A 24,718-nucleotide genomic window follows, 5' to 3' on the forward strand; every position below is an offset into this window, starting at 1 on the left:
GCGGCGGCGATCCTGACAGGCGCGGATTAGAGCATGGCGTCAGTTCCAGCACATCACGCGTACCGCATGTCCGGTTACGACGAGCAGCTCACCTCGAGCGACGACGCCCAATCGGGCGCGGGCTGCGCGTAGTGCTCGAAGCCGGGGTGATTGTCAAACGGACGGGCCAGCACGGCGCGCAGGTTTTCGACCTCAGAGAAGTCCTTTTCCTTGGCGCGGCGGATGGCGATTTCGGCCAAGTGGTTGCGCAGCACGTATTTCGGGTTGACGCGGTGCATGGCTGCAGTGCGTTCCTCATCGGTTTGCGGCTCGGTCTGGAGGCGCTGGCGATAGGCGGCCAGCCACACGTCAGCGGCGGCGCGGTCGAAGAAGAAATCGCGCACGGTGCGCGCTTCTGCCGCGGCGGATGTGTCGTCGCGTCGCACCTCGGCGAGGTGGCGGAAGAAGAGCGTGTAGTCGGTGCGCTGTGTGTGCAGCAGCTTGAACAGGTCGCCGAGGAGGGCCTCATCGGTATCCCGCGCGGTCGACAGGCCGAGCTTGACGCGGTAACGGGCGTGGAAGGCTGCGCCGTAGCCGTCACGGTAGGTGAGCAGTGTGTCTTGCGCGGCATCAATAGCGGGTTGGGCCTGCGCTTCATCGCTCAAGTCGACGAAACCGTTGGGATCTTCGCCAAACAGCGGCAGCAGGGCTTGCGCCAGGCAGAACAGATTCCAGTAGCCGATCTGCGGTTGCTGGGCGTACGCGTAGCGGCCACCAGTGTCGGAGTGGTTGCAGATGTGGTTGGCGTCGAAGCCATCCAGGAAGCCGAACGGGCCGTAGTCGAGCGTGAGGCCGAGGATCGACATGTTGTCGGTGTTCATCACGCCGTGGCAGAAGCCGACGGCCTGCCATTGCGCCATCAGCTCGGCGGTGCGGCGGGCGACTTCACGCAGCATGGCCAGGTAGGGCTGCGGTGCGGTGCGGCAGTCCGGGTAGAAGCGGTCGATCACGTAGTCGGCCAGTGCGCGCAACTCGGGCAACTTTTCGTTGGCGGCAAAGTGCTCGAAGTGACCGAAACGCACGAATGACGGCGCCAGGCGCGTGACCACGGCGGCGGTTTCGATCTCTTCACGGCGGACCGGCGCATCGGTGCCGGTCACGCACAGTGCGCGCGTGGTCGGGATGCCGAGGCCTGCCATTGCTTCCGAGCACAAGAACTCGCGGATGGACGAGCGCAGCACGGCGCGCCCGTCGCCCATGCGCGAGTACGGTGTGCGGCCCGCGCCCTTGAGCTGGACTTCGCAGGGGCCGTCGGCGGTCTGCAGCTCAGTCAGCAGCAGCGCGCGGCCATCGCCCAACTGGCCGGCCCACACACCGAACTGGTGACCCGAGTAAACCGTGGCGAGCGGATCGCTCCAAGCGGCAATCGTGTTGCCTGTGAACACATCGAGCCCAGCAGGCGTATCAAGCGCTGCACGCGAAAGGCCCAGCGGCACGGCCGCTTGGGGCGAGAAGCCCACGAGATATGGCGCGCCTGCCGAGGACATTGGCATGGGCGACAACCGTGTCAGAAAACGCTCACCCAATGCAGAGAATCCGGGGGCAGCAGCAGGGCGGCTCGACCAGTCGAAGGTGCTGATAAGGGAATCGTCAGGCAGGGCGGCAGGGGAAGTCGGCATGAATCAGGGCGATCGATTAGCACAGGAAACGGCGCAAAAACAGTGCCGAATCGTCAAGAGTTGTGGTTGCCGCGGTGCGGAAAAATGCGCTCTGCGTAGGGGAAAACGCCATGTTGAGACGCAGCAACGCTATCGCGTATTGTACTTGGCAGTAAAAAAAGCTGCAGCCTGCGAACCCTTGCACCACAACGGTTCGCAGGGTTTTTCAGATGGCCGGGTAAACATGGGGGCCGATGTGGCAGCGCACAACAACAACCCGTTGACGTGCTAGACGATCACGGGAACAATCGGCCAAAAAATAGAACGGTTGTTCAGTTTTTCTAGGAGACACCATGGCCCTGATGGGACAAATGATGAGCAACCCTTTGCTCATCTCGACCATCATCGAACATGCAGCGCGCAATTCCGGTTCGACTGAAGTCGTGTCACGCCGTGTCGAGGGCGATATCCATCGCACCACGTACCGGCAAGTGCGGGATCGCTCCAAGCAACTGGCAAATGCGCTGGCCGCACTGGGCGTGCAGCCCGGCGAGCGCGTCGGTACGCTGGCCTGGAATGGCTATCGCCACCTTGAAATCTATTACGGCGTGTCCGGCTCGGGTTCGGTGTGCCACACCATCAACCCGCGGCTGTTTCCGGACCAGATCGCCTATATCGTCAATCACGCTGACGATCAGTACGTCTTCTTTGACCTGACCTTCGTGCCGCTCATCGAGGGCATCGCGGCACATTGCCCGAACGTGAAGGGTTGGGTGGCGATGACGGATCGCGCGCACATGCCCAACTCCAGCGTGCCGATGCTCTGCTATGAAGAGTTGCTGGATGCGCAGAGCGCTGAATACACCTGGCCGCAGTTCGACGAGAACACGGCCTCCAGCCTTTGCTACACGTCGGGCACGACGGGCAACCCGAAGGGGGCGCTGTATTCGCATCGTTCCACGGTGCTGCACTCGTACGCCTCGGCATTGCCGGATGCGCTGGGGTGCTCGGCGCAGGACGTCATCCTGCCCGTGGTGCCGATGTTCCACGTCAATGCGTGGGGCTTGCCGTATTCGGTGCCGCTGGTGGGGGCCAAGCTGGTCTTCCCGGGGCCGAAGCTGGATGGCGCTTCCGTCTACGAGTTGTTCGAGCAGGAGAAGGTGACCTTCTCCGCCGGTGTGCCGACGGTGTGGCTGGGGCTGCTGCAGCACGTGCAGTCCAACAATCTCAAGTTCTCGACATTCCGCCGCACCGTCATCGGTGGATCGGCTGCGCCGCCGGCCATGATCCGTACGCTGAAATCGCTCGATGTGGAAGTCATCCATGCCTGGGGCATGACCGAGATGTCGCCGCTGGGCACGACCTGCAAGCTGATGGGCAAACACGCCGACCTGCCCGAAGAAGCCAAGCAGCACGTGCTCGAACGCCAGGGCCGTGCCATCTACGGCGTCGACATGAAGATCGTCGATGCAGAAGGCCACGAACTGCCGTGGGACGGCAAGGCCTTTGGTGATCTCTACGTGCGCGGGCCGTGGATCATCGATAGCTATTACCGGGGCGATCATTCACCGCTGGTGGACGGCTGGTTCCCGACCGGTGACGTGGCGAATATCGATGCCGACGGTTACATGCAGATCACCGATCGCAGCAAGGACGTGATCAAGTCCGGCGGCGAGTGGATTTCGTCCATCGACGTGGAGAACGTGGCCGCCGCGCACCCTGCCGTGCACATGGCCGCATGCATCGCTATCCACCACCCCAAGTGGGACGAGCGCCCGCTGCTGGTGGTGATGAAGAAGCCGGGCGCCGAGCTCACGCGTGAGGAGATGCTCAAGTTCTTCGAGGGCAAGATCGCCAAGTGGTGGATTCCGGATGACGTGGTGTTTGTCACCGAGATTCCGCTCACGGCCACCGGCAAGATGCAGAAACTCAAGCTGCGCGAGCAGTTCAAGGACTACCAGTTCCCGGCCGCACAGGCCTAGCAGTCAGAACAGAAACCGCCGCCCGCGCACCAGCATCAAGCCGGGCGTGAGGACGGCGGACGCAAGACAACCGGATCAGGGCCAGCCACTGCAAGAGACACGCGGTGGAATGAAGCCCGGGCGCGTTGCAACCTGGAGACGCCAACAGCCGACGTACCCGCCAGAGGTGCGCCGGAGAGTGACTCGCGGCTGCCTCCACCACCTGAAGGAGACACGCATGACGAAGTTCCGTCCGTTGATTGTGGCTGTTGCAAGTGTCGTGGCAATCGGTGGGGCGCTGGGGAGCGCTGCTGCATCCGCCGCCGAAACCGTCAAGATCGCCTGGATCGACCCGTTGTCGGGCCTGATGGGTGCGCTGGGGCAAAACCAGTTGCGCAGCTGGCAGTACATCGCCGACATGGCCACGCAGAAGAACTGGGCTGGCGACGGCACCAAGTTCGAGGTGGTGGGGTTCGACAACAAGCTCTCGCCGCAGGAAAGCCTGACCGTGCTCAAGCAGGTGGCCGACCAGGGCATCCACTACATCGTGCAGGGCAATGGCTCGAGTGTCGGCATGGCGCTGGAAGACGCCGTGGCCAAGTACAACGAGCGTAATCCGGGCAAGGAAATCGTCTACCTGAACTACGCGGCGGTGGACCCGGACATGACCAACAGCAAGTGCAACTACTGGCACTTCCGCCTGGACGCGAACTCCGACATGAAGATGGAGGCCCTGACCAGCTTCCTGGCCAAAGATCCGAAGGTCAAGAAGGTCTACCTGATCAACCAGAACTATTCGTTCGGTCATCAGGTGGCGCGCGCGGCCAAGGAGTACCTCAAGCGCAAGCGTCCTGACATCGAGATCGTGGGTGAAGACCTGCACCCGCTGGCACAGGTGAAGGATTTCTCGCCGTATGTCTCGAAGATCAAGTCGTCGGGGGCGGACACCGTCATCACCGGCAACTGGGGTAGCGACCTCGCACTGCTGATCAAGGCGGGCAAGGATGCTGGCCTGAACGCCAACTTCTACACCTACTACGGCGCCACCACGGGCGTGCCGACTGCGATGGGTGCAGCCGGTGCCGACCACGTGAAGTTTGTCGGCTACTGGAACGTCAACAACGACGGCTACAAGGGCGCGGACATCGTCGACGGCTTCAAGAAGAAGTACAACGACGACTTCTACCTGATGGCCTCGTACACCGGCATTGCCATGCTGGCCAAGGCCGTCAAGCAGACCAAGTCTGCCGAACCCGCCAAGGTTGCCAAGGCCTTTGAAGGCATGAAGGTCGACAGCCTGAACGGCACCTTCGAGATGCGCGCTTCTGACCACCAGGGTCAGCAGCCGCTCTACATCGCCACCTGGGAAAAGACCAACGGCAAGAACGTCAAGTACGACCAGGAAAACACGGGCTACGGCTGGAAGACCGATGCAGTGCTTGATCAGTACATCGCGTCGCAGCCGACCTCCTGCCAGATGAAACGTCCCTAATAGCGTGGGGATGTGAAACGGTAGGTGGTGTGCCGAAGGGCCGCCCGATGCTATCGTGCGGCGATGTTTTAAACGAGCAAGGGCATGGACCGGTATGCCGTGTCCATGCCTTGCCGAGAGGGCTGTAGCGTGGAATTCCTAGTCATCAATCTCTTGAACGGCATCAGCTACGGGTTGCTGCTGTTCATGCTGTCTTCGGGCCTGACGCTGATCTTCAGCATGATGGGCGTTCTCAACTTTGCGCATGCCAGCTTCTACATGCTGGGCGCGTATTTCGCCTACGTCGTCAGCGGGTATCTGGGCTTCTGGACCGCGCTGATCGTGGCGCCGCTGCTGGTGGGCGCACTGGGTGCGGTGGTCGAGCGATTTGGCCTGCGTACCGTGCACCGTTACGGCCACGTTGCCGAGCTGCTGTTTACCTTTGGCCTGGCTTATCTCATTGAAGAAGGCGTGAAGCTGGTGTGGGGTCTGCCGGCCGTGCCGTACCGCGTGCCGGATGCCTTGGACGGCCCGCTGTTCACGCTGTTCACGTCGTCGTTCCCCAAGTACCGCGCTTTCATGATGCTGGTGTCGCTGCTGATGCTGGTGGGCATCTTCCTGCTGCTCACGCGCACACGCATCGGGCTGGTCATTCAGGCAGCGCTTACGCATCCGGACACAGTGGAAGCGCTCGGCCACAACGTGCCGCGTGTGTTCATGCTGGTGTTCGGTGGCGGCTGCGCGCTGGCTGGGCTGGCAGGCGTGATCGGCGGGAATGCCTTCGTGACCGAGCCGTCGATGGCGGCGGCAGTCGGCTCCATCGTCTTCGTGGTGGCGGTGGTGGGCGGCATGGGGTCGCTGGTTGGTGCCTTCATCGCGTCGCTACTCATCGGCTGCATTCAGACGTTCGCTGTCACGCTGGATATTTCGGTGACGAGCGTGCTGCAGACGATCGGCGTCACGCTCAATCCGGAGGTGCCGCTCATCTCGGTCTGGAACCTGACGATTGCGCAAGTTGCGCCGGTGCTGCCGTATCTGCTGCTGGTGCTGATGCTGATCTTCCGCCCGCGTGGGCTGATGGGTACGCGGGAGAGCTAAATGGAACGCGCTATGCACCAACAAGCGAAACAACAAGGGGCCGCATCGACCAATGAAGCGGCCAATGATCGTGCGCGAACGATGAAGTTCAAGCCGGTCAACCTCGCCCGCTGGCTGATCTGGAGCACCACCGCGCTGGTGATGATCGTGCTGCCGCTCATCTGGCCGCAGGGTTTTGCCATCACGCTGCTCTCGCAGATGGGCATCATGATCATCTTCGCGCTGTCGTACAACATGCTGCTGGGGCAGTCGGGCATGCTGTCGTTCGGGCACGCGGTGTATGCCGGTCTGGGTGCCTTCATGGCCGTGCATCTGCTCAACAAGATCGGCGCCATGCAGACGCTGGGCGTCGCCGGGCCGCTGGCCGTGGCCTTGCTGCCCATCGTGGGCGGCCTGGGCGGCGCGCTGTTCGGCGTGATCTTCGGCTATGTCACCACCAAGAAGGCGGGCACCACCTTCGCGATGATCACGATGGGTATCGGCGAGATGGTCTTTGCCAGCGCGCTGATGTTCCCGGATTTCTTCGGCGGCGAAGGTGGGGTGTCGACCAACCGTAGCATCGGTGATGCGCTTGCGGGCGTCTCCTTCGGGCCGGCGCGCCAGGTGTACTACCTGATCGCCGCGTGGTGCCTGATTTCGATGGCGCTGATGTACGCGTGGACGCAGACGCCGCTGGGCCGTATCGCCAACGCCGTGCGCGACAACCCCGAGCGTGTGGAGTTCATCGGCTACAACACGCAACGCGTGCGCTTCCTGGTGGTGATCCTGTCGGCGTTCTTCGCGGGCATTGCCGGGGCGCTGTCGTGCATCAACTTTGAGATCGTGACGGCTGAGAACGTGTCGGCCGTGCGCTCGGGCGCGGTGCTGCTGGCGGCGTTCATCGGTGGCATGGGCAGCTTCTTTGGCCCGATCATCGGCGCGGTGCTCACGGTGTTCTTTACTGTGGCGCTGTCCGGGATCACCAAGGCGTGGCTGCTGTATCTGGGCCTGTTCTTCGTGCTGATGGTCATGTACGCACCGGGCGGCATTGCCAGCCTGCTGGTGATGCATTTGCCGATTGCACGGCGCGGCAAGCTGAAGACGCTGCTGCCGGCCTATAGCGTGGCATTCGTGCCGGCAGCGATCCTGCTGGTGGCGCTAATTTCTACCGTAGAGATGATCTATGCCGTGCAGGACGAGGGCTCGGGCGGCGTGGCAACGCTGTTCGGCATGTCCGTCGCACCGACCACCTGGATGCCGTGGGTCGTGACCGCCGCGCTGTGGTTGGTGGGCGCCTTCGGCCTGCGTACCGCAACAGGAAAACTGCGCACCGCCTGGGACAACGCCTTGCAGGAGCCGCAACCATGAGTCAACCCGCATTGGGACCCACCCCCGCGCTTGAACTGCGCGATGTACGCAAGCGTTTTGGCGCCACCGAGATCATTCGAGGGGTCAACCTCACCGTCGGTAAGGGCGAGCGCCATGCGCTCATCGGCCCAAATGGTGCCGGCAAGTCGACGACGTTCAATCTGATCTCGGGCCGCTTCCCCGCCAGCTCGGGCAGCGTGTGCCTGAATGGGGAGGAGATCAGCGGTCTCGCCCCGTTTGAGATCAACCGCAAAGGCCTGTCGCGCAGTTTTCAGATCACCAACATCTTTCATCGGCTGACGGTGTTCGAAAACCTGCGTTGCGCGGTGCTCTGGTCGCTTGGCTACAAGTACTCGTTCTGGCACAAGCTGGCCGAGTTGCGCGACGCACGTGAGCGTGCCGAGGAAGTGCTGGAGCAGATCGGCATGACACACCGGCGCGATGCCGCTGCAGGTCTGCTGACGTATGCCGAGCAGCGTGCGCTGGAGATCGGCATCACCATCGCGGGCGGTGCAGATGTGATCCTGTTGGATGAGCCGACCGCGGGCATGAGCCGTTCTGAGTCGGACCATGCTGTGGACCTGATCCGTAAGGTCACGGTCGGCAAGACGCTGGTGATGGTCGAGCACGACATGAGCGTGGTGTTTGGCCTGGCCGACCGCATCTCGGTTCTGGTCTATGGCGAAGTCATTGCCACCGACACGCCCGAAGCCATTCGCAACAACCGCCGCGTGAAGGAGGCCTACCTCGGCACCACGCTGGATGAACCTGCAGGAGCGCATTGATGGCAACCAACACTCCCATGCTCGAAGTACGCGACCTGCACGCGTACTACGGCAAGAGCCACATCCTGCACGGCGTCGACATGCACGTGGGCGAGGGCGAGATCGTCGCCCTGCTTGGGCGCAACGGGGTGGGGCGCTCGACGCTGGCCAAGTCCATCATGGGGATGGTCAAGCACGAAGGCGAGATCCTGCTGCGCGGCAAGAACGTCAGCGGTATGCGCACCTTCGAGGTGGCGCATCAGGGTATCGGTTATGTGCCGGAGAATCGCGACATCTTCCCGACGCTGACCGTGCGGCAGAACCTGTTGCTGGGCGAGAAGCGCAACCCCAGTCAGCCGAAGCCGCGCTGGCAGCTGGAAGACATGTACCGCATGTTCCCCCGGTTGCAGGAGCGGGAGAACACGCCAGCAGGTGTGCTCTCCGGCGGCGAGCAGCAGATGCTCACGCTGTGCCGCACGCTGATGGGCGATCCGGATTTCATCATCATCGACGAGCCGACCGAAGGGCTGGCACCGCTGATCGTGACCCTCGTGGGCGAGTATCTGAAGACACTCAAGGAGCGGGGGATTTCTGTCTTGCTGGTTGAGCAGAAGCTGGCCATTGCCCTGGATATTTCACAGCGCGTGTATGTGATGGGCCACGGGCAGATCGTGTTTGAGGGCACGCCTCAACAGTTGAAGGCGGATGCGAAGGTCCGGCAGGAGTGGCTGGAGGTGTAAAGGTGTAAGCGCCGCGCTTTGCGCCATGTTCGAAAGATGGCCCGCATGGATTACCGTGCGGGCCTTTTCTTTTGCCGAACGGCAGCCAACAGTTGACAAATTTCTCCTTGAAGTTGGAGTGGCTGGTCATTACGACATCGAATGGGTCATGCATTCGACACGGCCCGGTTCATTCGATAACTCTCAATGGAGACACCATGCGCAGAAGCCTTCTTCGACAGCGTCTTTGCCGTGCAGCAGCGATTGCCCTTATCTCGGTAGCCTCTTCAACGCTACATGCAGGCGAGGGTAACGGGGCAAACGGATTCAACGGCCGATGGGTGGCGACCTGGACGGCCAGCGCAGATCGCAACATCTATCCGACTGCCCCTAAGAGTTTTCCCGCGGCAACGACTATTCGGCAGATCGTCCATGCCAGCGTGGGCGGTAATCAACTGCGCTTGCGGCTGAGCAATGAGTTTGGGACGGCGCCCGTGATCGTCGGCCCGGTGCATGTTGCCCTGTCTGCCGGGGGCGCGAAAATCCTCCCCAACTCTGACCGCACTGTCACGTTTGGCGGCAAAGCCTCCACCACGCTCCATGCTGGCGCACCGTTGATCAGCGACCCGATCGATCTTCCTATCGCGCCGTTGTCGGACGTTGCCATCACGCTGTTCCTGCCCAATGCGACGACGCTGGGGACGATCCATGACTACGCGGCGCAAACCGCCTATGTCTCGAGTGGCGACAACACGGCCTCGCCGGATCAGCCATCACCAACCCCATACACGAGCCGCTTCTATGTGTCCGGCCTGCTGGTCGAGGCGCAAAACCAGCCGCGGACCGTTGTTGCATTTGGGGATTCGATTACAGACGGCCAGAACTCCACGACCGATGCCAACAAGCGCTGGCCGGATGTGCTCTCACGGCGCCTGAACAGTAATGGCCCGTGGGGCGCGTTCGCCGTGCTCAATCAGGGCATTGCTGGTAACCGTGTTCTTGCAGACCTGGCGGGCGTCAGCGCGCTGGCCCGGTATGACCGAGATGTCCTGAGCCTGCCGGGCGTGCAGTGGGTGATCTTGCTGGAGGGGATCAACGACATCGGCTTTCCTGGCGGATCGCTGGCCCCCACCAGCCCACCCGTGACAGCTGAAGAGATCATCAACGGGTACAAGCAGATCATCGTGCGTAGCCGGCAACATGGCATCAAGATCATGGGCGGCACGCTGACGCCATTCAAGGGCTCGGAGGTGCCATATCCGAACTACTGGTCGCCGGAGAAAGAGGCGACGCGCCAGGCGGTGAACCGCTGGATACGCACCAGCGGCGCATTCGATGCCGTTGTCGATTTCGATGCAGCGGTGCGTGATCCAGCAAGCCCGCAAAACCTGCTGCCGGCGTTCGACAGTGGAGACCGCCTCCACCCCAATGACGCGGGCTATGCGGCGATGGCCAACGCAATCAACCTGTCGACGCTGCGATCGGTTGGGCCGTAATCGCAAGGTGCGGCGCCTCGGCTGAGGCGCCACACGGCTGCGGACGCGTCATTGCTTCGCGTACCGCAGTCGCCCGCGCTCGTTATCGACGAGCGAGCCATCCTCGTTCTGCACGAGTACCACGTGCAGTGGGGAGCGGCTGGCGGATTCAGGCAACGCCAGATCGATGCGAACCGAGCGCGTGGCCGGGTCGAGCGCAGAGATATCCACCGCATGCCAGCGCTTGCTTGATGGCAGCGGCAAGAACACGGACAGCGCCTTCAACTTGCCCGGCGCGATGGGCGCTGCAACGCCGCTGGCTTCGTCCGAGTCGGTCCCTTTCCCGGGCACACCTGCGTAATCCGCATCCGCCGACGACATGGCCACCTTTACGTTGACCGGGCGGTTCTTTACGTAGACGCGAACCGTCAGCTGATCGGCGGGGTCACCAGCCTGCGTTTGCGAGTGCACACCAGTAATGACGGAGAGGGGTTCGATGGGCGGGGTATCGAGATAGACCCGTTTGCCATCGCTGCGCCACGCGCCTTGCGCGACGATGTCCACCGCGCCATAGCTCATCACGTAGTCGAAGCGGCCGTCCTTGGACAACTGTAGTTCGCTGCCAACTTCACGCACGCCCTGCAGGTAGTAATGACCGGGCAGGCTCATCGCAGTGCCTTGCTTGCTGGCGCCCTTGGCGCTCGGGAGCATTGTTACCGGCGCAACGCATGCCACCTGTTTCAGCTTGACGCCAGCATTCTTCAAAGCCGTGGAGAACGCGGGGGCGGCATGACAGGTCAGCGTGGTGCTGAACGATTGGCCAGTCGGCGCTGCGGTTTTGTCAAAGCGGGCGCCGCGTCGTGCCAGCAGGGCCAGCATGGCGGGCTGCCCGGTTTCCAGCGCGATCCAGGCAGGGCTGCGGCCGCTCGCGTCGGCGGCATCCGGGCTGGCGCCGGCCGCCAGCAGTGCGTCGGCCAGCTCTGCGCGGCCCAGTTGGATCGCGCTGCCCAGTGGCGTAGCGCCGTCACGCACAGTCGTATTCAGGTCAGCCCCGGACGCCTTGAGTTGCCGGAGCACATCCACCACGGTGTCGTGCCGTGCCAAAGCCAGTTTCTGTTCGTTCAACAGGCTGAGCACAACGCGCTGCGACAACGGAACGGCATCCCGCACGCACTCATCGTGCGCGCCCGTGAAACCCGCCTCTCGCAGCGCGGCAAAGTAGCCGGGCGTATCCAGCAAGACGTCTTCGGCACCCGAGAGCAGGCAAGCGTCGGCGGGCGGCTGGCCGTTGGCCTGACTGATGCGGCGGAGCACGGCTGCGTCGCCGGACAACAACGCGGCGTTCAGCAGGGCGTATTCCGTGGGCGCTTTGGGTAGGCGTGGGTCATCCAGCTTGGCGCCTGCGCGCTGCAGGCGGTCCAGCATGGCGTCATCCCGCCGCGCGATCACCTGGAACAAGGTGCTTGCGCCATCTGGCGTCAACGCCAACGGGTCGGCTCCCTTGGCAAGCAATTGCTCGACGATGGCGTTCTGCCTGTAGGTCACCGCCAACTGTAAGGGTGGCGAATCGACATAACCCTCGCCCCGCGCCGACGCGCCGGCCGGCGGATTGACTGGTACGCCTGCGTCGATCAGATACGTCGCCAGTGTCGTATCCCGCTTCCGCAGGGCTTGGGCAATCGCGTTCGAATTCAGCGTCTTGAGGTCTGCGCCAGCGCTTACCAGTTGCCGCAACATCTCGACGCTGTGTTTGGAGCGCTGCTCCAGGACCACCTTGACCGGCGAGCGTGCAGGATCATGCAACAACGTCTTCAGAGCGTCGGGCTTGGATGCGGCCAGTAACTCGCGCAGCATGGAAGGGTCATCCGCCTTGATTGCCACCGTCAGCGCGGACTGCGAGCTGTACTTGCTCTGCGTGAGGAGGGGATCGGCGCCCGCTGCCAGCAGCACCTTCACAGCCTCGGGCTTGCCGGCCTGCGTGGCATCGATCAATGGGCTGGTGCCGTACTGTCCGGCGGGGTCTCCCTCGACCGGTGCACCCAGCGCCAGCAGGCGCTTCAAGGTCGTGACATCTCCCTTGCTGGCCGCCAGGTTCAGGATGGGCGTGTTGCTGGCCTCGACTTTGACGAACGTGCCTTCAACGCGCTCGGATCTCTGCTCAAACGGCATGCCTTTGCGCAGCAGTTGCCGTGCGATTTCCGGATGGTCGCCCGCCATTGCGGCCTTCGCGGCGTCCATCCACGCGTCGCGCTGGTAGGTGATTCCGTACGCTGTGCCCGAGATGATGTGCGGGCCCCAGTCCATGAGCAACGGCAGCGCACCCGAATTGCCCGTGTAAGCGGCGATCACCAACGCGTTGAGGCCGTCGTCATCGGCTGGCTTGCTGCCAACTGCCGCCAATGCCAACAAGGGCGCGGCGCCTTCAGTCAGCTCCACCAACCGCGACCACGCCAGGTGGTCGGCAGCAGGCCGGACCCGGCCCTGCTTGTCGGTCAGCCAACTGAGCGTTGCAGCGTCGGGCCGCTCTTCCATCGACAGGTAGGGTCGCGAGGCACCGGCCTTGAACAGCGCCACCACCATGCGCGTCATGGCTGGACGGTCCACCAAGCGGGGCAGATACGTCATGCGCACGGCGAACTCGAAGTCGCGGTTCAACAGGAACTCCAGCGGCGTGCGGTTGCTCTCGCCCCGCTGGTCGGGCTTGGCGCCCGCCGCCAGCAGCATCTCCATGATCGCCGGCGTGCCATACAACAGGGCCAGATGCAGGGACGGTCGGCGCGATTCGTATGTCGCATCATCCAGCGCAGGATGCGTGGCCAGCAATGCTGCCAGCATGCGCGTGCGCGCCGGCAGCAGCGCCTGCCAGGCTTGGCGGCGCTGCGCCGATTCCTCTGGCGTCATGCTCCAGTAGGTCTCACTCTTGGAGCGCAAGCTGCGCGGTGGCGTCAGCAAGGCATGAAGCAGTGGCTTGCCGTTGAGGGCGTAGTCGCCCGGGTGGTCTACCTGCGCCAACGCAGCAGAGAACGCCGCCTCGCCACTGGCGTCGACGGCGGCAAACAGTGCGGTTGTCTGCGGCGTGTCGGCCGCTTTGTATTCTCGGTGGGGAGAATCGCAGTCGCATTTGCTTTGCTGCGTTGGCGTCGCGGCATTGGCGGCGGCTGGAGCGGGTTGCGCAGCCGTTGCAGTCAGTGCGATGGCTGAAAGCAGCGATGCCACCAGAGTTTTCGGTGGCATCGCAGGTAGTTTGCGCTTCGAGATACGCGACATAGGGAGGTCTGTTCAGAATCTGGCGTCAGCATTAGCCAGCCTGGTTTTCGAGAGCCAGGCCGTCGCTTCTTTTGCCGATCGATGATCTTAAGTATTCCCAGCGCATGCTGGGTAATGCTTTGATCATGTTTCCGAACGAAACACCCTGTCTGACAGGGGGTGCGCTCAATTGTCGCGCTTGAGATGCTCCCCACTGAATTGCATCTCCGAATACTTCACAAACCGCGTCTTGAACTTCCAGCGGTATCCCAGCCAAATCACCACGAACAGGAACACCCCGCAGTACGTCGCAACGAAGGGGCCGAAGTTGGCAATCGGTGCAAACAGCGCCGTGGTGTTCTGCCCAAGAATGATCACCACGCACAGGATCGCGACCATGATCGGCCCGAAGGGGAAGAACGGTGAGCGATAAGCCAGTTGATCCACCGAGTGCCCCTGGCTCACGAACCCTTTGCGGAACCGGTAGTGCGCTACGGCGATGCCGAACCACGCAATGAAGCACGTCACCGCAGACGTATTCAGCAGCCACAGGTACACCACCTGATCGCCAAACAGCGAGCTGAAGAAGCACAGCCCGCCCACGGCCGAAGTGGCTAGCAGCGAGCGGATCGGCACGCCATGGCGCGACACCTTGGCAAACCAGCGCGGTGCCTGGCCTTCGAGCGACAGGTCGTACAGGATCCGCGTCGATACATACAGGCTCGACGTGCCCGACGACAGCAGCGCGGTCAGCACCACTGCATTCATCATCCCGGCGGCAAACGCCAAGCCGGCGTGCTGGAATACCAGCGCGAACGGGCTCACGGCAATATCCGTCGCTTCATTGCGCAGCAGGCTCGGATCCGTGTACGGCAGCAGCACACCGATGATCAGGATCGCCAGCACATAGAACAGCAGGATGCGCCAGAACGTCTGGCGGATCGCGCGTGGGATCGTGCCGGAGGGGTTCTCCGCCTCGCCGGCAGCCACGCCAATGGTTTCGACGCCCTGGAACGAGAACCCGGCGATCATCGCCACGCCCACCATGGCCGGTAGGCCGCCGACGAACGGCGCCTCGCCCACAGTGAAGTTCTGCCAGCCCGACTGCGGCCCGCCGTGCATGATGCCGAAGATCATCGCCAGGCCGATCAACAGGAACACCACGATGGTCACCACCTTGATCATCGAGAACCAGTATTCCGCCTCGCCAAAGCCGCGCACGGAGAAGGCGTTGAGACCGAACATGAGCAGCAGGAATGCGGCGCTCCACACCATGCCCGATACACCCGGGAACCAGTACTTCATTACCAGTTGCGCTGCCGCCAGCTCCACCGCTACCGACACCGCCAGCGCAAACCAGTAGTTCCATCCCAGCGCAAAGCCGAAGCCTTCTTCCACATACAGCCGGCTATACGTCACGAACGAACCCGACACCGGCAGATGCACCGCCAGTTCACCCAGGCTCGTCATCAGGCAATAGACCATCGCGCCAAGCAGCACGTAGGTGAGCAGAGCGCCGCCGGGGCCGGCCTGCGCAATGGACGCACCGGAGGCAACGAACAGCCCCGTGCCGATGGCGCCACCCAGGGCGATCATCATCAGGTGGCGCGAGCGCAGGCGTCGGCGCAGTTCGGATTGGGCTTCGAGGCCGGTAGGGGTGATGGGTGTGTGCATAGCGGCAGACGCCAAGGTCGGCGCCCAAATCAAAACGCCCACCGAATGCAACGCAAACGGCGGGCGGGTAGCGGAGTTACTGCTGCGTGTGGGGAGCGACGGTCGGCAGCTCAGGGCCGGGGTCCTGGCCGGCCAGCGGATCACGCACCACGGGCGGGCGCGGGAAGTGCATGTCCTGATAGCGGACGATGCCGCCGCCACGCACCAGCCGGTAGCCGGTCCAGATCAGGAAAAAGACCGGGATGCCGATGTACGTGGCAATCACCGCGGGCCAGTCGATCGTGCCGCTGGTGAATGCCTGATAGTTCTGGCCGAGCGTGATGATCAGGCACAGCCCGAACGCGAACAGCGGGCCATATGGGAAGAACTTCGAGCGATACGGCAACTGCGCCGGATCGTGCCCCTGCGCCACCAGCCCCTTGCGGAAGCGATAGTGGCTGATGGCAATGCCCAGCCATGCCACGAAGCCGGTCATGCCCGAGGTATTCAGCAACCACAGGTAGACCGTCTTGTCACCATATAGCGAACTCAAGAAGCACAGCGCGCCGACGGCGGTGGTTGCCAGCAGCGCATTGCGCGGCACGCCGTTCTTCGTGAGTTGCGCAAAGATGCGCGGCGCGCGGCCTTCGGTGGCCAGGTTGTAGAGCATGCGCGTGGACGCATACATGCCCGAGTTGCCCGCCGACAGCACGGCGGTCAGAATCACCGCGTTCATCAGCCCGGCGGCAAAGGCCAGGCCCGCATGCTTGAAGACCAGCGTGAACGGACTCACGCCAATGTTGGTGATTTCCGTCGAGAGCAGGTTCGGATCGGTGTACGGCACCAGCACGCCGATGATGAAGATCGCCAGCACATAGAACAGCAGGATGCGCCAGAACACCTGTTTTACCGCCCGCGGAATCGTGCGTGCCGGGTCCGCTGATTCCCCCGCTGCCACGCCGATCAGCTCCGTTCCCTGGAACGAGAACCCCGCAATCATCGCCACGCCGATCATCGCCGGCAGCCCGCCCACGAACGGTGCGTCACCCAGTGTCAGGTTCTGCAGGCCCGATTGCGGGCCGCCTTTCAGGATCCCGAAGATCATCGCCAGGCCGATGCCGATAAAGAAGATGACGGTGACGACCTTGATGAGCGCGAACCAGTATTCCGCCTCGCCAAAGCCGCGTACCGAGATGGCATTGAGCAGGAACATGATGAGGAGGAAGACCGCACTCCACAGTACGCCCGGCACATCGGGGAACCAGTAGTGCATGACGAGTTGCGCGGCTGCCAGCTCCACGGCAATCGTCACCGCCCAGTTGTACCAATAGTTCCAGCCGAGCGCGAAGCCAAAGCCTTCGTCCACGTACAGCGCGCCGTAGGTGGCAAACGAGCCGGAGACGGGCATGTAGGCGGCAAGCTCGCCCAGGCTGGTCATCAGGAAGTAGACCATCACGCCAATCAGGATGTAGGCGGCGAGAGCGCCGCCGGGGCCTGCTTGCGAGACCGTCGCGCCCGAGGCGACGAAGAGCCCGGTACCGATCGATCCGCCAATGGCGATCATGGTGAGATGGCGCGCGCGCAAGGTGCGGCGCAAGCCCGGCGTCTCTGCAGACGGGGTAGCGTGTTCTGACATGTGTACAGAGTGGACGATTCTGCTCGGATCGCGAACGGAATCGACGAAATGTGACGAGACGTCCCCGCGCCTGATGGGCACCCGGCGAACGAAATGCGCGACTCTATCAAAACCGTCATGTGCCGGGCAAAAAATCGATGCTGCAGCACATGTGTTTGAACCTTTCGCAGCCCGCCGCGCTGCCCGCGGAATGGCCCATTGAATGGCGCCGTGCAGCGCAAAAATAAAAATTGAACGACCGTGCTATTTTGTGTATTCTTTGTCGAGTCGCGGACCTACCGCGCGTTAAAAAAACGATAGTTGAGAGACAGTTCAACCGCGAGGCGTGGTGCGCCTTCCAGCCGGCCCTCGCATCACCAAAGGAACCAGCATGACAGCGGAGTACAAGGTCCAGGACGGCGTTGCCGTCATTACGCTCAGCAACCCGCCGGTCAACGGCCTTGGCCACTCCACGCGCCTGGGCATCGTTGAAGGTATGGTCAAGGCTGGCGACGACGCCAGCGTCAAGGCCATCGTGATCACCGGCGCAGGCAAGGCCTTCTCGGGCGGCGCCGACATCCGCGAGTTCAACACGCCCAAGGCGACCCAGGAGCCGACGCTGCACGCTGTCATCAAGGCGGTGGAATCGAGCAGCAAGCCGGTTGTGGCGGCCATCCACTCGGTGGCAATGGGCGGTGGCCTGGAACTGGCGATGGGCTGCCACTATCGTGTGGCTGCGCCGGGTGCGCAAATCGCGCTGCCGGAAGTGAAGCTGGGCATCCTGCCGGGTGCAGGCGGTACGCAGCGCCTGCCGCGTGCGATCGGCTTGGAGCCCGCTCTGAACATGATTGTTTCGGGCACGCCCATCCTGTCGGAAAAACTGGCCAAGAGCGGCCTGTTAGACCAGATGGTCGATGGCGATCTGATGGCCGGCGCCATTGATTTCGCGCTCAAGGCTGCTGCCGAAGGCAAGCTGCCGAAGCTCCGCGATCGCAAGGTCGAGCACGACAATCCGCAAGGTTTCCTGCAATTTGCCCGCAATACGGTGGCTGCCGTCGCCAAGAACTTCCCGGCACCGGGCAAGTGCGTCGACGCCGTGCAGGCCGCGGTGGAAAAGCGCTTTGACGATGGCATCAAGTTCGAGCGTGACCTGTTCATCGAGTTGGTGAACACGTCCGAATCGCGCGCGCTGCGTCACGCCTTCTTCGGCGAGCGTGCGGCCAGCAAGATCCCCGACGTGCCGGAAGACACCCCGGTGCGCAAGGTCGAAAAGGTTGCCGTGATCGGCGCCGGCACCATGGGCGGCGGCATTTCCATGAACTTCCTGAACGCAGGTATTCCGGTCACGATGCTGGAAACCAAGCAGGAAGCGCTCGACCGCGGCGTCGCCACTATCCGCAAGAACTACGAGAACAGCGCCAAGAAGGGCAAGCTCACGCAGGAGAAGGTCGAGCAGCGCATGGCCCTGCTGACTCCGACGCTCTCGTATGACGATATCAAGGACGCCGACCTCGTCATCGAGGCCGTGTTTGAAGAAATGGGCGTCAAGGAAGTCGTGTTCAAGAAGTTGGACGAAGTCGTCAAGCAAGGCGCGATCCTGGCGTCGAACACCTCCACGCTGGACGTGGACAAGATCGCCAGCTTCACCAAGCGTCCGCAAGACGTGGTCGGCATGCACTTCTTCAGCCCGGCCAACGTGATGAAGCTGCTGGAAGTGGTGCGCGGCAAGGACACCGCCAAGGACGTGCTGGCGACCGTCATGAAGCTGGCCAAGGCCATCAAGAAGACGGCCGTGGTGTCGGGCGTGTGTGACGGTTTTATCGGCAACCGCATGATCGAGCAGTACAGCCGCCAGGCCGGCTACCTGCTGGACGAAGGCGCGCTGCCGGAGCAGGTCGACAAGGCCATCGAGAAGTTCGGCTTTGCGATGGGCCCGTTCCGTATGGGCGATCTGGCCGGTAACGACATCGGCTGGGCTATCCGTAAGCGCCGTGCCGTGGACAAGCCGGACATCGTCTACTCCAAGACGGCCGACCTGCTGTGCGAGATGGGCCGCTTCGGCCAGAAGACCGGCGGCGGCTGGTACGACTACAAGGCGGGCGACCGCAAGCCGTACCCGAACCAGCAGGTCAACGACATGATCGTCCAGCACTCCAAGGATCTGGGCATCACGCGCCGCAAGATCTCGGATGAAGAGATCGTCGAGCGCCTGGTGTTCGCGCTGGTGAACGAAGGCGCGAAGATCCTGGAAGAGGGCATTGCCTCCAAGGCGTCGGACATCGACATGGTCTACCTGACCGGCTACGGCTTCCCGCTGTTCCGCGGTGGCCCGATGCTCTACGCAGACACCGTCGGCCTGTACAACGTCGCGCAGACCATGCATCGCTACAGCAAGGGTTACCACGGTGAAGCGTGGAAGGTCGCGCCGCTGCTGCAGAAGCTGGCCGACGAAGGCAAGGGCTTCAACGGCTGATCAATCGACACGCGACGCAACCGCACCATGCAACTCACGCCCACCGATTGCCTGCTGATCATCGACGTGCAGAACGACTTCCTGCCCGGCGGTGCGCTGGCCGTGCCGGACGGCGACCAGGTCATCCCGGTCGTCAACCGGCTCGCCCAGGCATTCGGTCGCGTGGTGCTGACGCAGGATTGGCACCCGCGCGAACACGTGTCGTTCGCGGCCAACCATGCCGGCACGCAGCCGTTCGGCACGATCGATTTGCCGTACGGGCAGCAGGTGCTGTGGCCTGTCCATTGCGTGCAGCACAGCACCGGCGCCGCACTGGCCGATGGGCTGGACGTGCCGCATGCGCAGTTGATCGTCCGCAAGGGCTATCACCCGCACATCGACAGCTATTCCGCCTTCTTTGAAGCGGATCGCAAAACGTCGACCGGCCTGCTGGGCTACCTGCGCGAGCTTGGGATCAAGCGCGTGTTCTGCGTTGGATTGGCCACGGACTTTTGCGTGGCGTGGTCGGCGCTGGATGCGCGCGCTGCGGGGCTGGAAGTCGTTGTCATCGAAGATGCCTGCCGTGCGATTGACCTGAATGGGTCGCTCGCGCAGGCGTGGCAGCACATGACGGATGCGGGCATCGCGCGGTTGCAGTCGCACGAGGTTCTGAACGGATAACGGAATACAACGGGCGCGCAACAGAAGCCGCGCTCGCCACCAGATACGAGGAGCAACACCATGACCGAAGCAGTCATCGTTTCCACCGCACGTACCGGCCTGGCCAAGAGCTGGAAGGGCGCCTTCAACATGACGCACGGCGCCACGCTGGGCGGCCACGCGGTCCAGCACGCCATCGAGCGCGCCAAGATCGAGCCGGGCGAAGTGGAAGACATCCTGATGGGCTGCGCGAACCCGGAGGGCGCGACCGGTGCCAACATCGCTCGCCAGATCGCTCTGCGCGCCGGCTGCCCCGTGACCGTGCCGGGCGCGACCGTCAACCGCTTCTGCTCGTCGGGCCTGCAGACCATCGCCATGGCCGCGCAGCGCGTGATTGCCGATGAAGGCGATATCTTCGTCGCAGGCGGTGTGGAATCCATCTCGTGCGTGCAGCAGGAGATGAACCACCACATGATGCGCGAAGGCTGGCTCAGCCAGCACAAGCCCGAGATCTACTGGAGCATGCTGCAGACGGCGGAAATGGTCGCCAAGCGCTACAACATCGCCAAGGAGCGCATGGACGAATACGGCGTGCAGAGCCAGCAGCGTGCTGCCGCTGCCGCTGCCGCCGGCAAGTTCAACGACGAAATCGTGCCGATGACCACGGTGATGGGCGTGGCCGATGCCAAGACCGGTCAGCTGATGACGCGTGAAGTCACGATCTCCGCTGACGAAGGCATCCGCGCTGATACGACGCTCGAAGGCGTGTCGAAGATCCGCACGGCCTTGCCGGGCGGCGTGGTTACGGCGGGTAACGCCAGCCAGTTCTCCGACGGCGCATCCGCTGCCGTGGTGATGAACGGCAAGGTCGCCGCCGCCAAGGGCCTGCAGCCGCTGGGCGTGTTCCGCGGCTTTGCCGTGGCGGGCTGCGAGCCGGACGAAATGGGCATCGGCCCCGTGTTCGCCATCCCCAAGCTGCTCAAAAAGGCCGGCCTGAAGGTCGAAGACATCGGCCTGTGGGAGCTGAACGAAGCCTTTGCCGTGCAGGTGCTGTACTGCGCTGACAAGTTGGGCATCCCGATGGATCGCCTGAACGTCAACGGCGGTGCCATCGCCGTGGGTCACCCGTATGGTGTATCGGGTGCGCGGTTGGTCGGCCACGCGCTGATCGAAGGCAAGCGCCGCGGCGTCAAGTACGTGGTCGTGACCATGTGCATCGGCGGCGGCCAAGGCGCTGCTGGTCTGTTCGAGGTGCTCTAAAGACACAGGCTCCCGCTTCAAACGGGAGCCTGTTTCACATCGTCGCCCCTCGCGCGCTTGCAGCGCAGGGACGGCATGGAGCGTCTGTTCGGAAATCACCCCCTAACATCGTCATGTCTTCTCTGCTGCTGTCGCGCCGCGACCTGAGCTTTTTGCTCTATGAATGGCTCGACGTGGAATCGCTCACCCGCATTCCGCGTTTTGCCGACCACTCCCGCGAAACCTTCGACGCTGCGCTCGATACCTGCGAGCGCATCGCGACGGATCTCTTCGCTCCGCACAACAAGAAGAACGACCAGCAGGAGCCGCATTTTGACGGCACCACGGTCCACATCATTCCCGAAGTGAAGGTGGCGCTGGATGCCTTCAACAAGGCGGGTCTGATGGCCGCTGGGCAAGACTTTGAACGCGGCGGCATGCAACTGCCGACCGTGGTCGAGAAAGCCGGCTTCGGCTTCTTCAAGGCCGCCAACGTCGGCACCAGCTCGTATCCGTTCCTTACCATCGGCAACGCGAACCTGCTGCTTGCACACGGCACGCCCGCGCAGATCGAGACGTTCGTGCAGCCCGAGATGGAAGGCCGCTTCTACGGCACGATGTGCCTGTCGGAACCGCAAGCCGGATCGTCGCTGTCGGATGTCGTTACGCGTGCGGAATACGAAGGTGAATCGCCGCTGGGCCAGCAATACCGCTTGACCGGCAACAAGATGTGGATCTCCGCCGGCGAGCACGAACTGTCGGACAACATCGTCCACCTCGTGCTGGCGAAGATCCCCGGGCCGGATGGCAAACTGATCCCGGGCGTGAAGGGCATCTCGCTCTTCATCGTGCCCAAGTTCCTCGTCAATGCAGATGGCTCGCTGGGTGAGCGCAATGACGTGGTGCTGGCCGGCCTGAACCACAAGATGGGCTATCGCGGCACGACCAACTGCCTGCTGAACTTTGGCGAGGGCACGCAATTCCGCCCGAAGGGTGCGGATGGCCAGCCGCGCGCCGGTGCCATTGGTTACCTCGTCGGCGAGCCGCACAAGGGCTTGGCGTGCATGTTCCACATGATGAACGAGGCGCGCATCGGCGTTGGCATGGGCGCGACGATGCTGGGCTACACCGGCTATCTGCATGCGGTGGATTACGCACGCAATCGCCCGCAAGGCCGCCCGGTCGGCCCGTCGGGCAAGGATGCGGCCTCCCCGCAAATCCGCATCGTCGATCACGCTGACGTGCGTCGCATGCTGTTGGCGCAGAAGGCCTATGTGGAAGGTGCGCTCGGCTTGAACCTGTATTGCGCCAAGCTCGTCGACGAAGAGCGCGGTGCGGAAAGCGCTGGCGATGTCGCCAAGCGTACCAAGCTCGGCCTGCTGCTCGACATCCTCACCCCGATCGCCAAGAGCTGGCCGTCGCAGTGGTGCCTGGAGGCCAACAGCCTGGCGATCCAGGTGCACGGCGGCTATGGCTACACGCGCGAATACAACGTCGAACAGTTCTACCGCGACAACCGCCTGAACCCGATCCACGAAGGCACGCACGGCATCCAGGGCCTCGACCTGCTGGGCCGCAAGGTTGTGATGCAGGACGGCGCCGCGTTTGCAGCACTCGGCGAGCGCGTGCAGGCCACCGTCGGCCGCGCGCTGGAGTCCGGCGATGAAGCGCTGATCAGCTACGGCCGCGCACTCGGCATGGCTACGCAAAAGCTGGCCAAGGTTACGCAGACGCTGTGGGCCGCTGGCGACCCGCGTGTGACGCTGGCCAACGCATCGGTGTATCTGGAGGCCTTCGGCCACGTCGTCATTGCGTGGATCTGGCTGGAGCAGGCCCTGGCTGCTGCCAAGGCACTGCTGAATGCGCAAGGCGAGGACGCCGATTTCTATCGCGGCAAGCTGCAGGCCGCGCGCTACTTCTTCCAGTGGGAACTGCCGAAGATCGACCCGCAGATCGTGCTGCTGGGCTCGCTCGACACGACCACGCTGGATATGCAGGACGCTTGGTTCTAACTAAGACAACGATACATAGGAGACACCATGGGTACGCTCAAGCATCTGTTTGATCTTTCAGGCAAGACGGCGCTGATCACCGGCGGCTCGCGTGGGCTCGGCCTGCAGATTGCCGAGGCGCTGGGTGAGCAGGGCGCACGCATCGTGCTGTCGGCGCGCAAGGCCGATGAGTTGAAGGAAGCGCAGGCGCACCTGAAGTCGCTCGGTATCGAGGCCGACTGGATTGCCGCAGATGGCGCGGTCGAAGCGGACATCCAGCGCCTGGCTGACGAGGCACTCGCCAAGCTGGGTCATATCGACATCCTGGTCAACAACGCGGGCGCCACCTGGGGTGCTCCGGCCGAAGACCACCCGGTCGAAGCCTGGGACAAGGTGATGAACCTGAACATCCGTGGCCTGTTTCTGCTCTCCCAGCAGATCGGCAAGCGGTCGATGATTCCGCGCAAGTACGGCAAGATCATCAACGTGGCATCGATTGCTGGCTTGAAGGGCAACCCGCCGGGCTCGCTCGACACCATCGCCTACAACACCAGCAAGGGCGCAGTGGTCAATTTCACGCGCGCGCTGGCAGGCGAATGGGGGGAGCACAACATCACCGTCAACGCGATCGCCCCGGGCTTCTTCCCCTCGAAGATGACGCGCGGCTCGCTGGAAAAGCTGGGCGTGGACAAGCTGTCGGAGAAGACCCCGCTGCACCGCATTGGCGACGAGGAAGACCTCAAGGGCGTGGCCGCGCTGTTCGCTTCCAATGCGTCCAAGCACATCACCGGGCAGATCCTGGCCGTCGACGGCGGCGTGAGCGTGGTCTAATTTCGGCTGGCTTTCACTCCATTGAACGCAGCATGAGCGCAGACAACAACGGTTTTCCGATCGAGATTCCTTTCCTGAAGCTTCTGGGCATGCGCTGCCTGAAGGCGGAAGGCGGCGAGGGCATCGTCGAACTCCCCCTCGAGGCCCAGCACATGAATAGCTGGGAAATGGCCCACGGCGGCGTGACCATGACGATGCTCGATGTGGCGATGGCCATGGCCGGTCGCTCAGCAGACGTGCATGGCCGCGGCGTGGTGACGATCGAGATGAAGACGGCGTTCATGCAGCCCGGGCGTGGCACGCTCAAGGCCAGCGCGCGTTGTGTGCATCAGTCCACCACCATGGCTTTCTGTGAAGGTGAGGTGAGGGATGACGACGGCAAGCTCGTCGCGCGCGGTTCGGGCACGTTCAAGTTCGTCAAGCGCATGCCGCCGCCGCGCACACCCGAATCGGCCCCACAAGCGGGCGCGGACGGCTGATCTACACATACCGCAGTTGCAGTACCCAGTTGCACGCCGGCCGGCCGGGCAGGCAGTCAGGCCCGGTCCATAAAAAAAAG

At 63.1% G+C, this 24,718-nt stretch carries 18 protein-coding genes; 14 read left to right on the forward strand and 4 right to left on the reverse strand.

Going from position 1 to position 24,718, the window contains the following annotated elements; all coding sequences use genetic code 11:
* Nucleotides 1-74 precede the first annotated feature (74 nt).
* Nucleotides 75-1,565: a protein adenylyltransferase SelO gene (locus PI87_RS00105; protein WP_232313934.1), complete on the reverse strand. Its 1,491-nt coding sequence runs from the start codon at nucleotides 1,563-1,565 to the stop codon at nucleotides 75-77.
* Here PI87_RS00105 and PI87_RS28935 point away from each other — a divergent pair.
* The 8 genes from PI87_RS28935 to PI87_RS00140 all read left to right on the forward strand — a co-directional run bounded on the left by PI87_RS28935 (nucleotide 1,531) and on the right by PI87_RS00140 (nucleotide 10,493).
* Nucleotides 1,531-1,929: a hypothetical protein gene (locus PI87_RS28935; protein WP_232313939.1), complete on the forward strand. Its 399-nt coding sequence runs from the start codon at nucleotides 1,531-1,533 to the stop codon at nucleotides 1,927-1,929. The two genes, PI87_RS00105 and PI87_RS28935, sit on opposite strands and share 35 nt — an antisense overlap.
* Before the next feature lie 61 nt (nucleotides 1,930-1,990).
* Entirely contained in the window at nucleotides 1,991-3,619 is a 1,629-nt protein-coding gene (locus PI87_RS00110; protein ID WP_039595660.1) for a 3-(methylthio)propionyl-CoA ligase, read from the forward strand.
* Between the two features lie 217 nt (nucleotides 3,620-3,836).
* Nucleotides 3,837-5,090, forward strand: coding sequence for a branched-chain amino acid ABC transporter substrate-binding protein (locus PI87_RS00115; protein ID WP_039595661.1), 1,254 nt, complete (start codon nucleotides 3,837-3,839; stop codon nucleotides 5,088-5,090).
* A 129-nt stretch (nucleotides 5,091-5,219) separates the two neighbouring features.
* A complete protein-coding gene (locus tag PI87_RS00120; RefSeq protein WP_039595662.1) occupies nucleotides 5,220-6,167 on the forward strand; it encodes a branched-chain amino acid ABC transporter permease in 948 nt (315 codons plus the stop codon).
* Nucleotides 6,168-7,514 (forward strand): branched-chain amino acid ABC transporter permease, encoded by a 1,347-nt coding sequence (locus PI87_RS00125; protein ID WP_039595663.1) that lies wholly within the window; start codon nucleotides 6,168-6,170, stop codon nucleotides 7,512-7,514.
* On the forward strand, nucleotides 7,511-8,299 hold the full coding sequence (locus tag PI87_RS00130; protein ID WP_039595664.1) for an ABC transporter ATP-binding protein: 789 nt from the start codon (nucleotides 7,511-7,513) through the stop codon (nucleotides 8,297-8,299). Before PI87_RS00125 ends, PI87_RS00130 begins: the two co-directional genes overlap by 4 nt.
* On the forward strand, nucleotides 8,299-9,018 hold the full coding sequence (locus PI87_RS00135; RefSeq protein WP_039595665.1) for an ABC transporter ATP-binding protein: 720 nt from the start codon (nucleotides 8,299-8,301) through the stop codon (nucleotides 9,016-9,018). Before PI87_RS00130 ends, PI87_RS00135 begins: the two co-directional genes overlap by 1 nt.
* Before the next feature lie 92 nt (nucleotides 9,019-9,110).
* Nucleotides 9,111-10,493, forward strand: a complete 1,383-nt coding sequence (locus tag PI87_RS00140; protein ID WP_232313913.1) for an SGNH/GDSL hydrolase family protein — start codon at nucleotides 9,111-9,113, stop codon at nucleotides 10,491-10,493.
* 48 nt (nucleotides 10,494-10,541) lie between these two features.
* Here PI87_RS00140 and PI87_RS00145 read toward each other — a convergent pair whose 3' ends face one another.
* From PI87_RS00145 to PI87_RS00155, 3 genes are all read right to left on the reverse strand, one after another.
* On the reverse strand, nucleotides 10,542-13,706 hold the full coding sequence (locus PI87_RS00145) for an ankyrin repeat domain-containing protein (RefSeq protein ID WP_157003043.1): 3,165 nt from the start codon (nucleotides 13,704-13,706) through the stop codon (nucleotides 10,542-10,544).
* 198 nt (nucleotides 13,707-13,904) lie between these two features.
* The gene (locus tag PI87_RS00150) at nucleotides 13,905-15,392 is read right to left on the reverse strand and encodes an amino acid permease (RefSeq protein ID WP_052321349.1); all 1,488 of its coding nucleotides are present in this window, start codon (nucleotides 15,390-15,392) and stop codon (nucleotides 13,905-13,907) included.
* A gap of 76 nt (nucleotides 15,393-15,468) precedes the next feature.
* Nucleotides 15,469-17,007 (reverse strand): amino acid permease, encoded by a 1,539-nt coding sequence (locus PI87_RS00155; protein ID WP_039595667.1) that lies wholly within the window; start codon nucleotides 17,005-17,007, stop codon nucleotides 15,469-15,471.
* Nucleotides 17,008-17,377: 370 nt separating this feature from the next.
* On the opposite strand from PI87_RS00155, the gene PI87_RS00160 reads away from it, so the two are divergent.
* From PI87_RS00160 to PI87_RS00185, 6 genes are all read left to right on the forward strand, one after another.
* A complete protein-coding gene (locus PI87_RS00160) occupies nucleotides 17,378-19,459 on the forward strand; it encodes a 3-hydroxyacyl-CoA dehydrogenase NAD-binding domain-containing protein (protein WP_039595668.1) in 2,082 nt (693 codons plus the stop codon).
* A 27-nt stretch (nucleotides 19,460-19,486) separates the two neighbouring features.
* On the forward strand, nucleotides 19,487-20,119 hold the full coding sequence (gene pncA, locus PI87_RS00165) for a bifunctional nicotinamidase/pyrazinamidase (protein ID WP_039595669.1): 633 nt from the start codon (nucleotides 19,487-19,489) through the stop codon (nucleotides 20,117-20,119).
* A 60-nt stretch (nucleotides 20,120-20,179) separates the two neighbouring features.
* On the forward strand, nucleotides 20,180-21,358 hold the full coding sequence (locus tag PI87_RS00170) for an acetyl-CoA C-acyltransferase (protein WP_039595670.1): 1,179 nt from the start codon (nucleotides 20,180-20,182) through the stop codon (nucleotides 21,356-21,358).
* A 113-nt stretch (nucleotides 21,359-21,471) separates the two neighbouring features.
* Nucleotides 21,472-23,349 carry an acyl-CoA dehydrogenase gene (locus tag PI87_RS00175; RefSeq protein WP_039595671.1) on the forward strand — a complete coding sequence of 626 codons (1,878 nt, stop codon included), beginning with the start codon at nucleotides 21,472-21,474 and terminating at the stop codon, nucleotides 23,347-23,349.
* 27 nt (nucleotides 23,350-23,376) lie between these two features.
* A complete protein-coding gene (locus PI87_RS00180) occupies nucleotides 23,377-24,159 on the forward strand; it encodes an SDR family oxidoreductase (RefSeq protein ID WP_039595672.1) in 783 nt (260 codons plus the stop codon).
* Nucleotides 24,160-24,191: 32 nt separating this feature from the next.
* Nucleotides 24,192-24,638 carry a PaaI family thioesterase gene (locus PI87_RS00185; RefSeq protein WP_039595673.1) on the forward strand — a complete coding sequence of 149 codons (447 nt, stop codon included), beginning with the start codon at nucleotides 24,192-24,194 and terminating at the stop codon, nucleotides 24,636-24,638.
* Nucleotides 24,639-24,718: the final 80 nt, after the last annotated feature.

Source organism: Ralstonia sp. A12 (genome assembly GCF_000801955.1).
GTDB lineage: Bacteria > Pseudomonadota > Gammaproteobacteria > Burkholderiales > Burkholderiaceae > Ralstonia.

Excerpts from the sequence above, each read along its gene's own strand:
- PI87_RS28935 (WP_232313939.1), top strand. The coding sequence starts at position 1,531 with ATGGGCGACAACCGTGTCAGAAAACGCTCACCCAATGCAGAGAATCCG.
- PI87_RS00110 (WP_039595660.1), top strand. The coding sequence starts at position 1,991 with ATGGCCCTGATGGGACAAATGATGAGCAACCCTTTGCTCATCTCGACC.
- PI87_RS00115 (WP_039595661.1), top strand. The coding sequence starts at position 3,837 with ATGACGAAGTTCCGTCCGTTGATTGTGGCTGTTGCAAGTGTCGTGGCA.
- PI87_RS00125 (WP_039595663.1), top strand. The coding sequence starts at position 6,168 with ATGGAACGCGCTATGCACCAACAAGCGAAACAACAAGGGGCCGCATCG.
- PI87_RS00130 (WP_039595664.1), top strand. The coding sequence starts at position 7,511 with ATGAGTCAACCCGCATTGGGACCCACCCCCGCGCTTGAACTGCGCGAT.
- PI87_RS00135 (WP_039595665.1), top strand. The coding sequence starts at position 8,299 with ATGGCAACCAACACTCCCATGCTCGAAGTACGCGACCTGCACGCGTAC.
- PI87_RS00145 (WP_157003043.1), bottom strand. The coding sequence starts at position 13,706 with ATGCCACCGAAAACTCTGGTGGCATCGCTGCTTTCAGCCATCGCACTG.
- PI87_RS00150 (WP_052321349.1), bottom strand. The coding sequence starts at position 15,392 with ATGCACACACCCATCACCCCTACCGGCCTCGAAGCCCAATCCGAACTG.
- PI87_RS00155 (WP_039595667.1), bottom strand. The coding sequence starts at position 17,007 with ATGTCAGAACACGCTACCCCGTCTGCAGAGACGCCGGGCTTGCGCCGC.
- PI87_RS00160 (WP_039595668.1), top strand. The coding sequence starts at position 17,378 with ATGACAGCGGAGTACAAGGTCCAGGACGGCGTTGCCGTCATTACGCTC.
- pncA (WP_039595669.1), top strand. The coding sequence starts at position 19,487 with ATGCAACTCACGCCCACCGATTGCCTGCTGATCATCGACGTGCAGAAC.
- PI87_RS00170 (WP_039595670.1), top strand. The coding sequence starts at position 20,180 with ATGACCGAAGCAGTCATCGTTTCCACCGCACGTACCGGCCTGGCCAAG.
- PI87_RS00175 (WP_039595671.1), top strand. The coding sequence starts at position 21,472 with ATGTCTTCTCTGCTGCTGTCGCGCCGCGACCTGAGCTTTTTGCTCTAT.
- PI87_RS00180 (WP_039595672.1), top strand. The coding sequence starts at position 23,377 with ATGGGTACGCTCAAGCATCTGTTTGATCTTTCAGGCAAGACGGCGCTG.
- PI87_RS00185 (WP_039595673.1), top strand. The coding sequence starts at position 24,192 with ATGAGCGCAGACAACAACGGTTTTCCGATCGAGATTCCTTTCCTGAAG.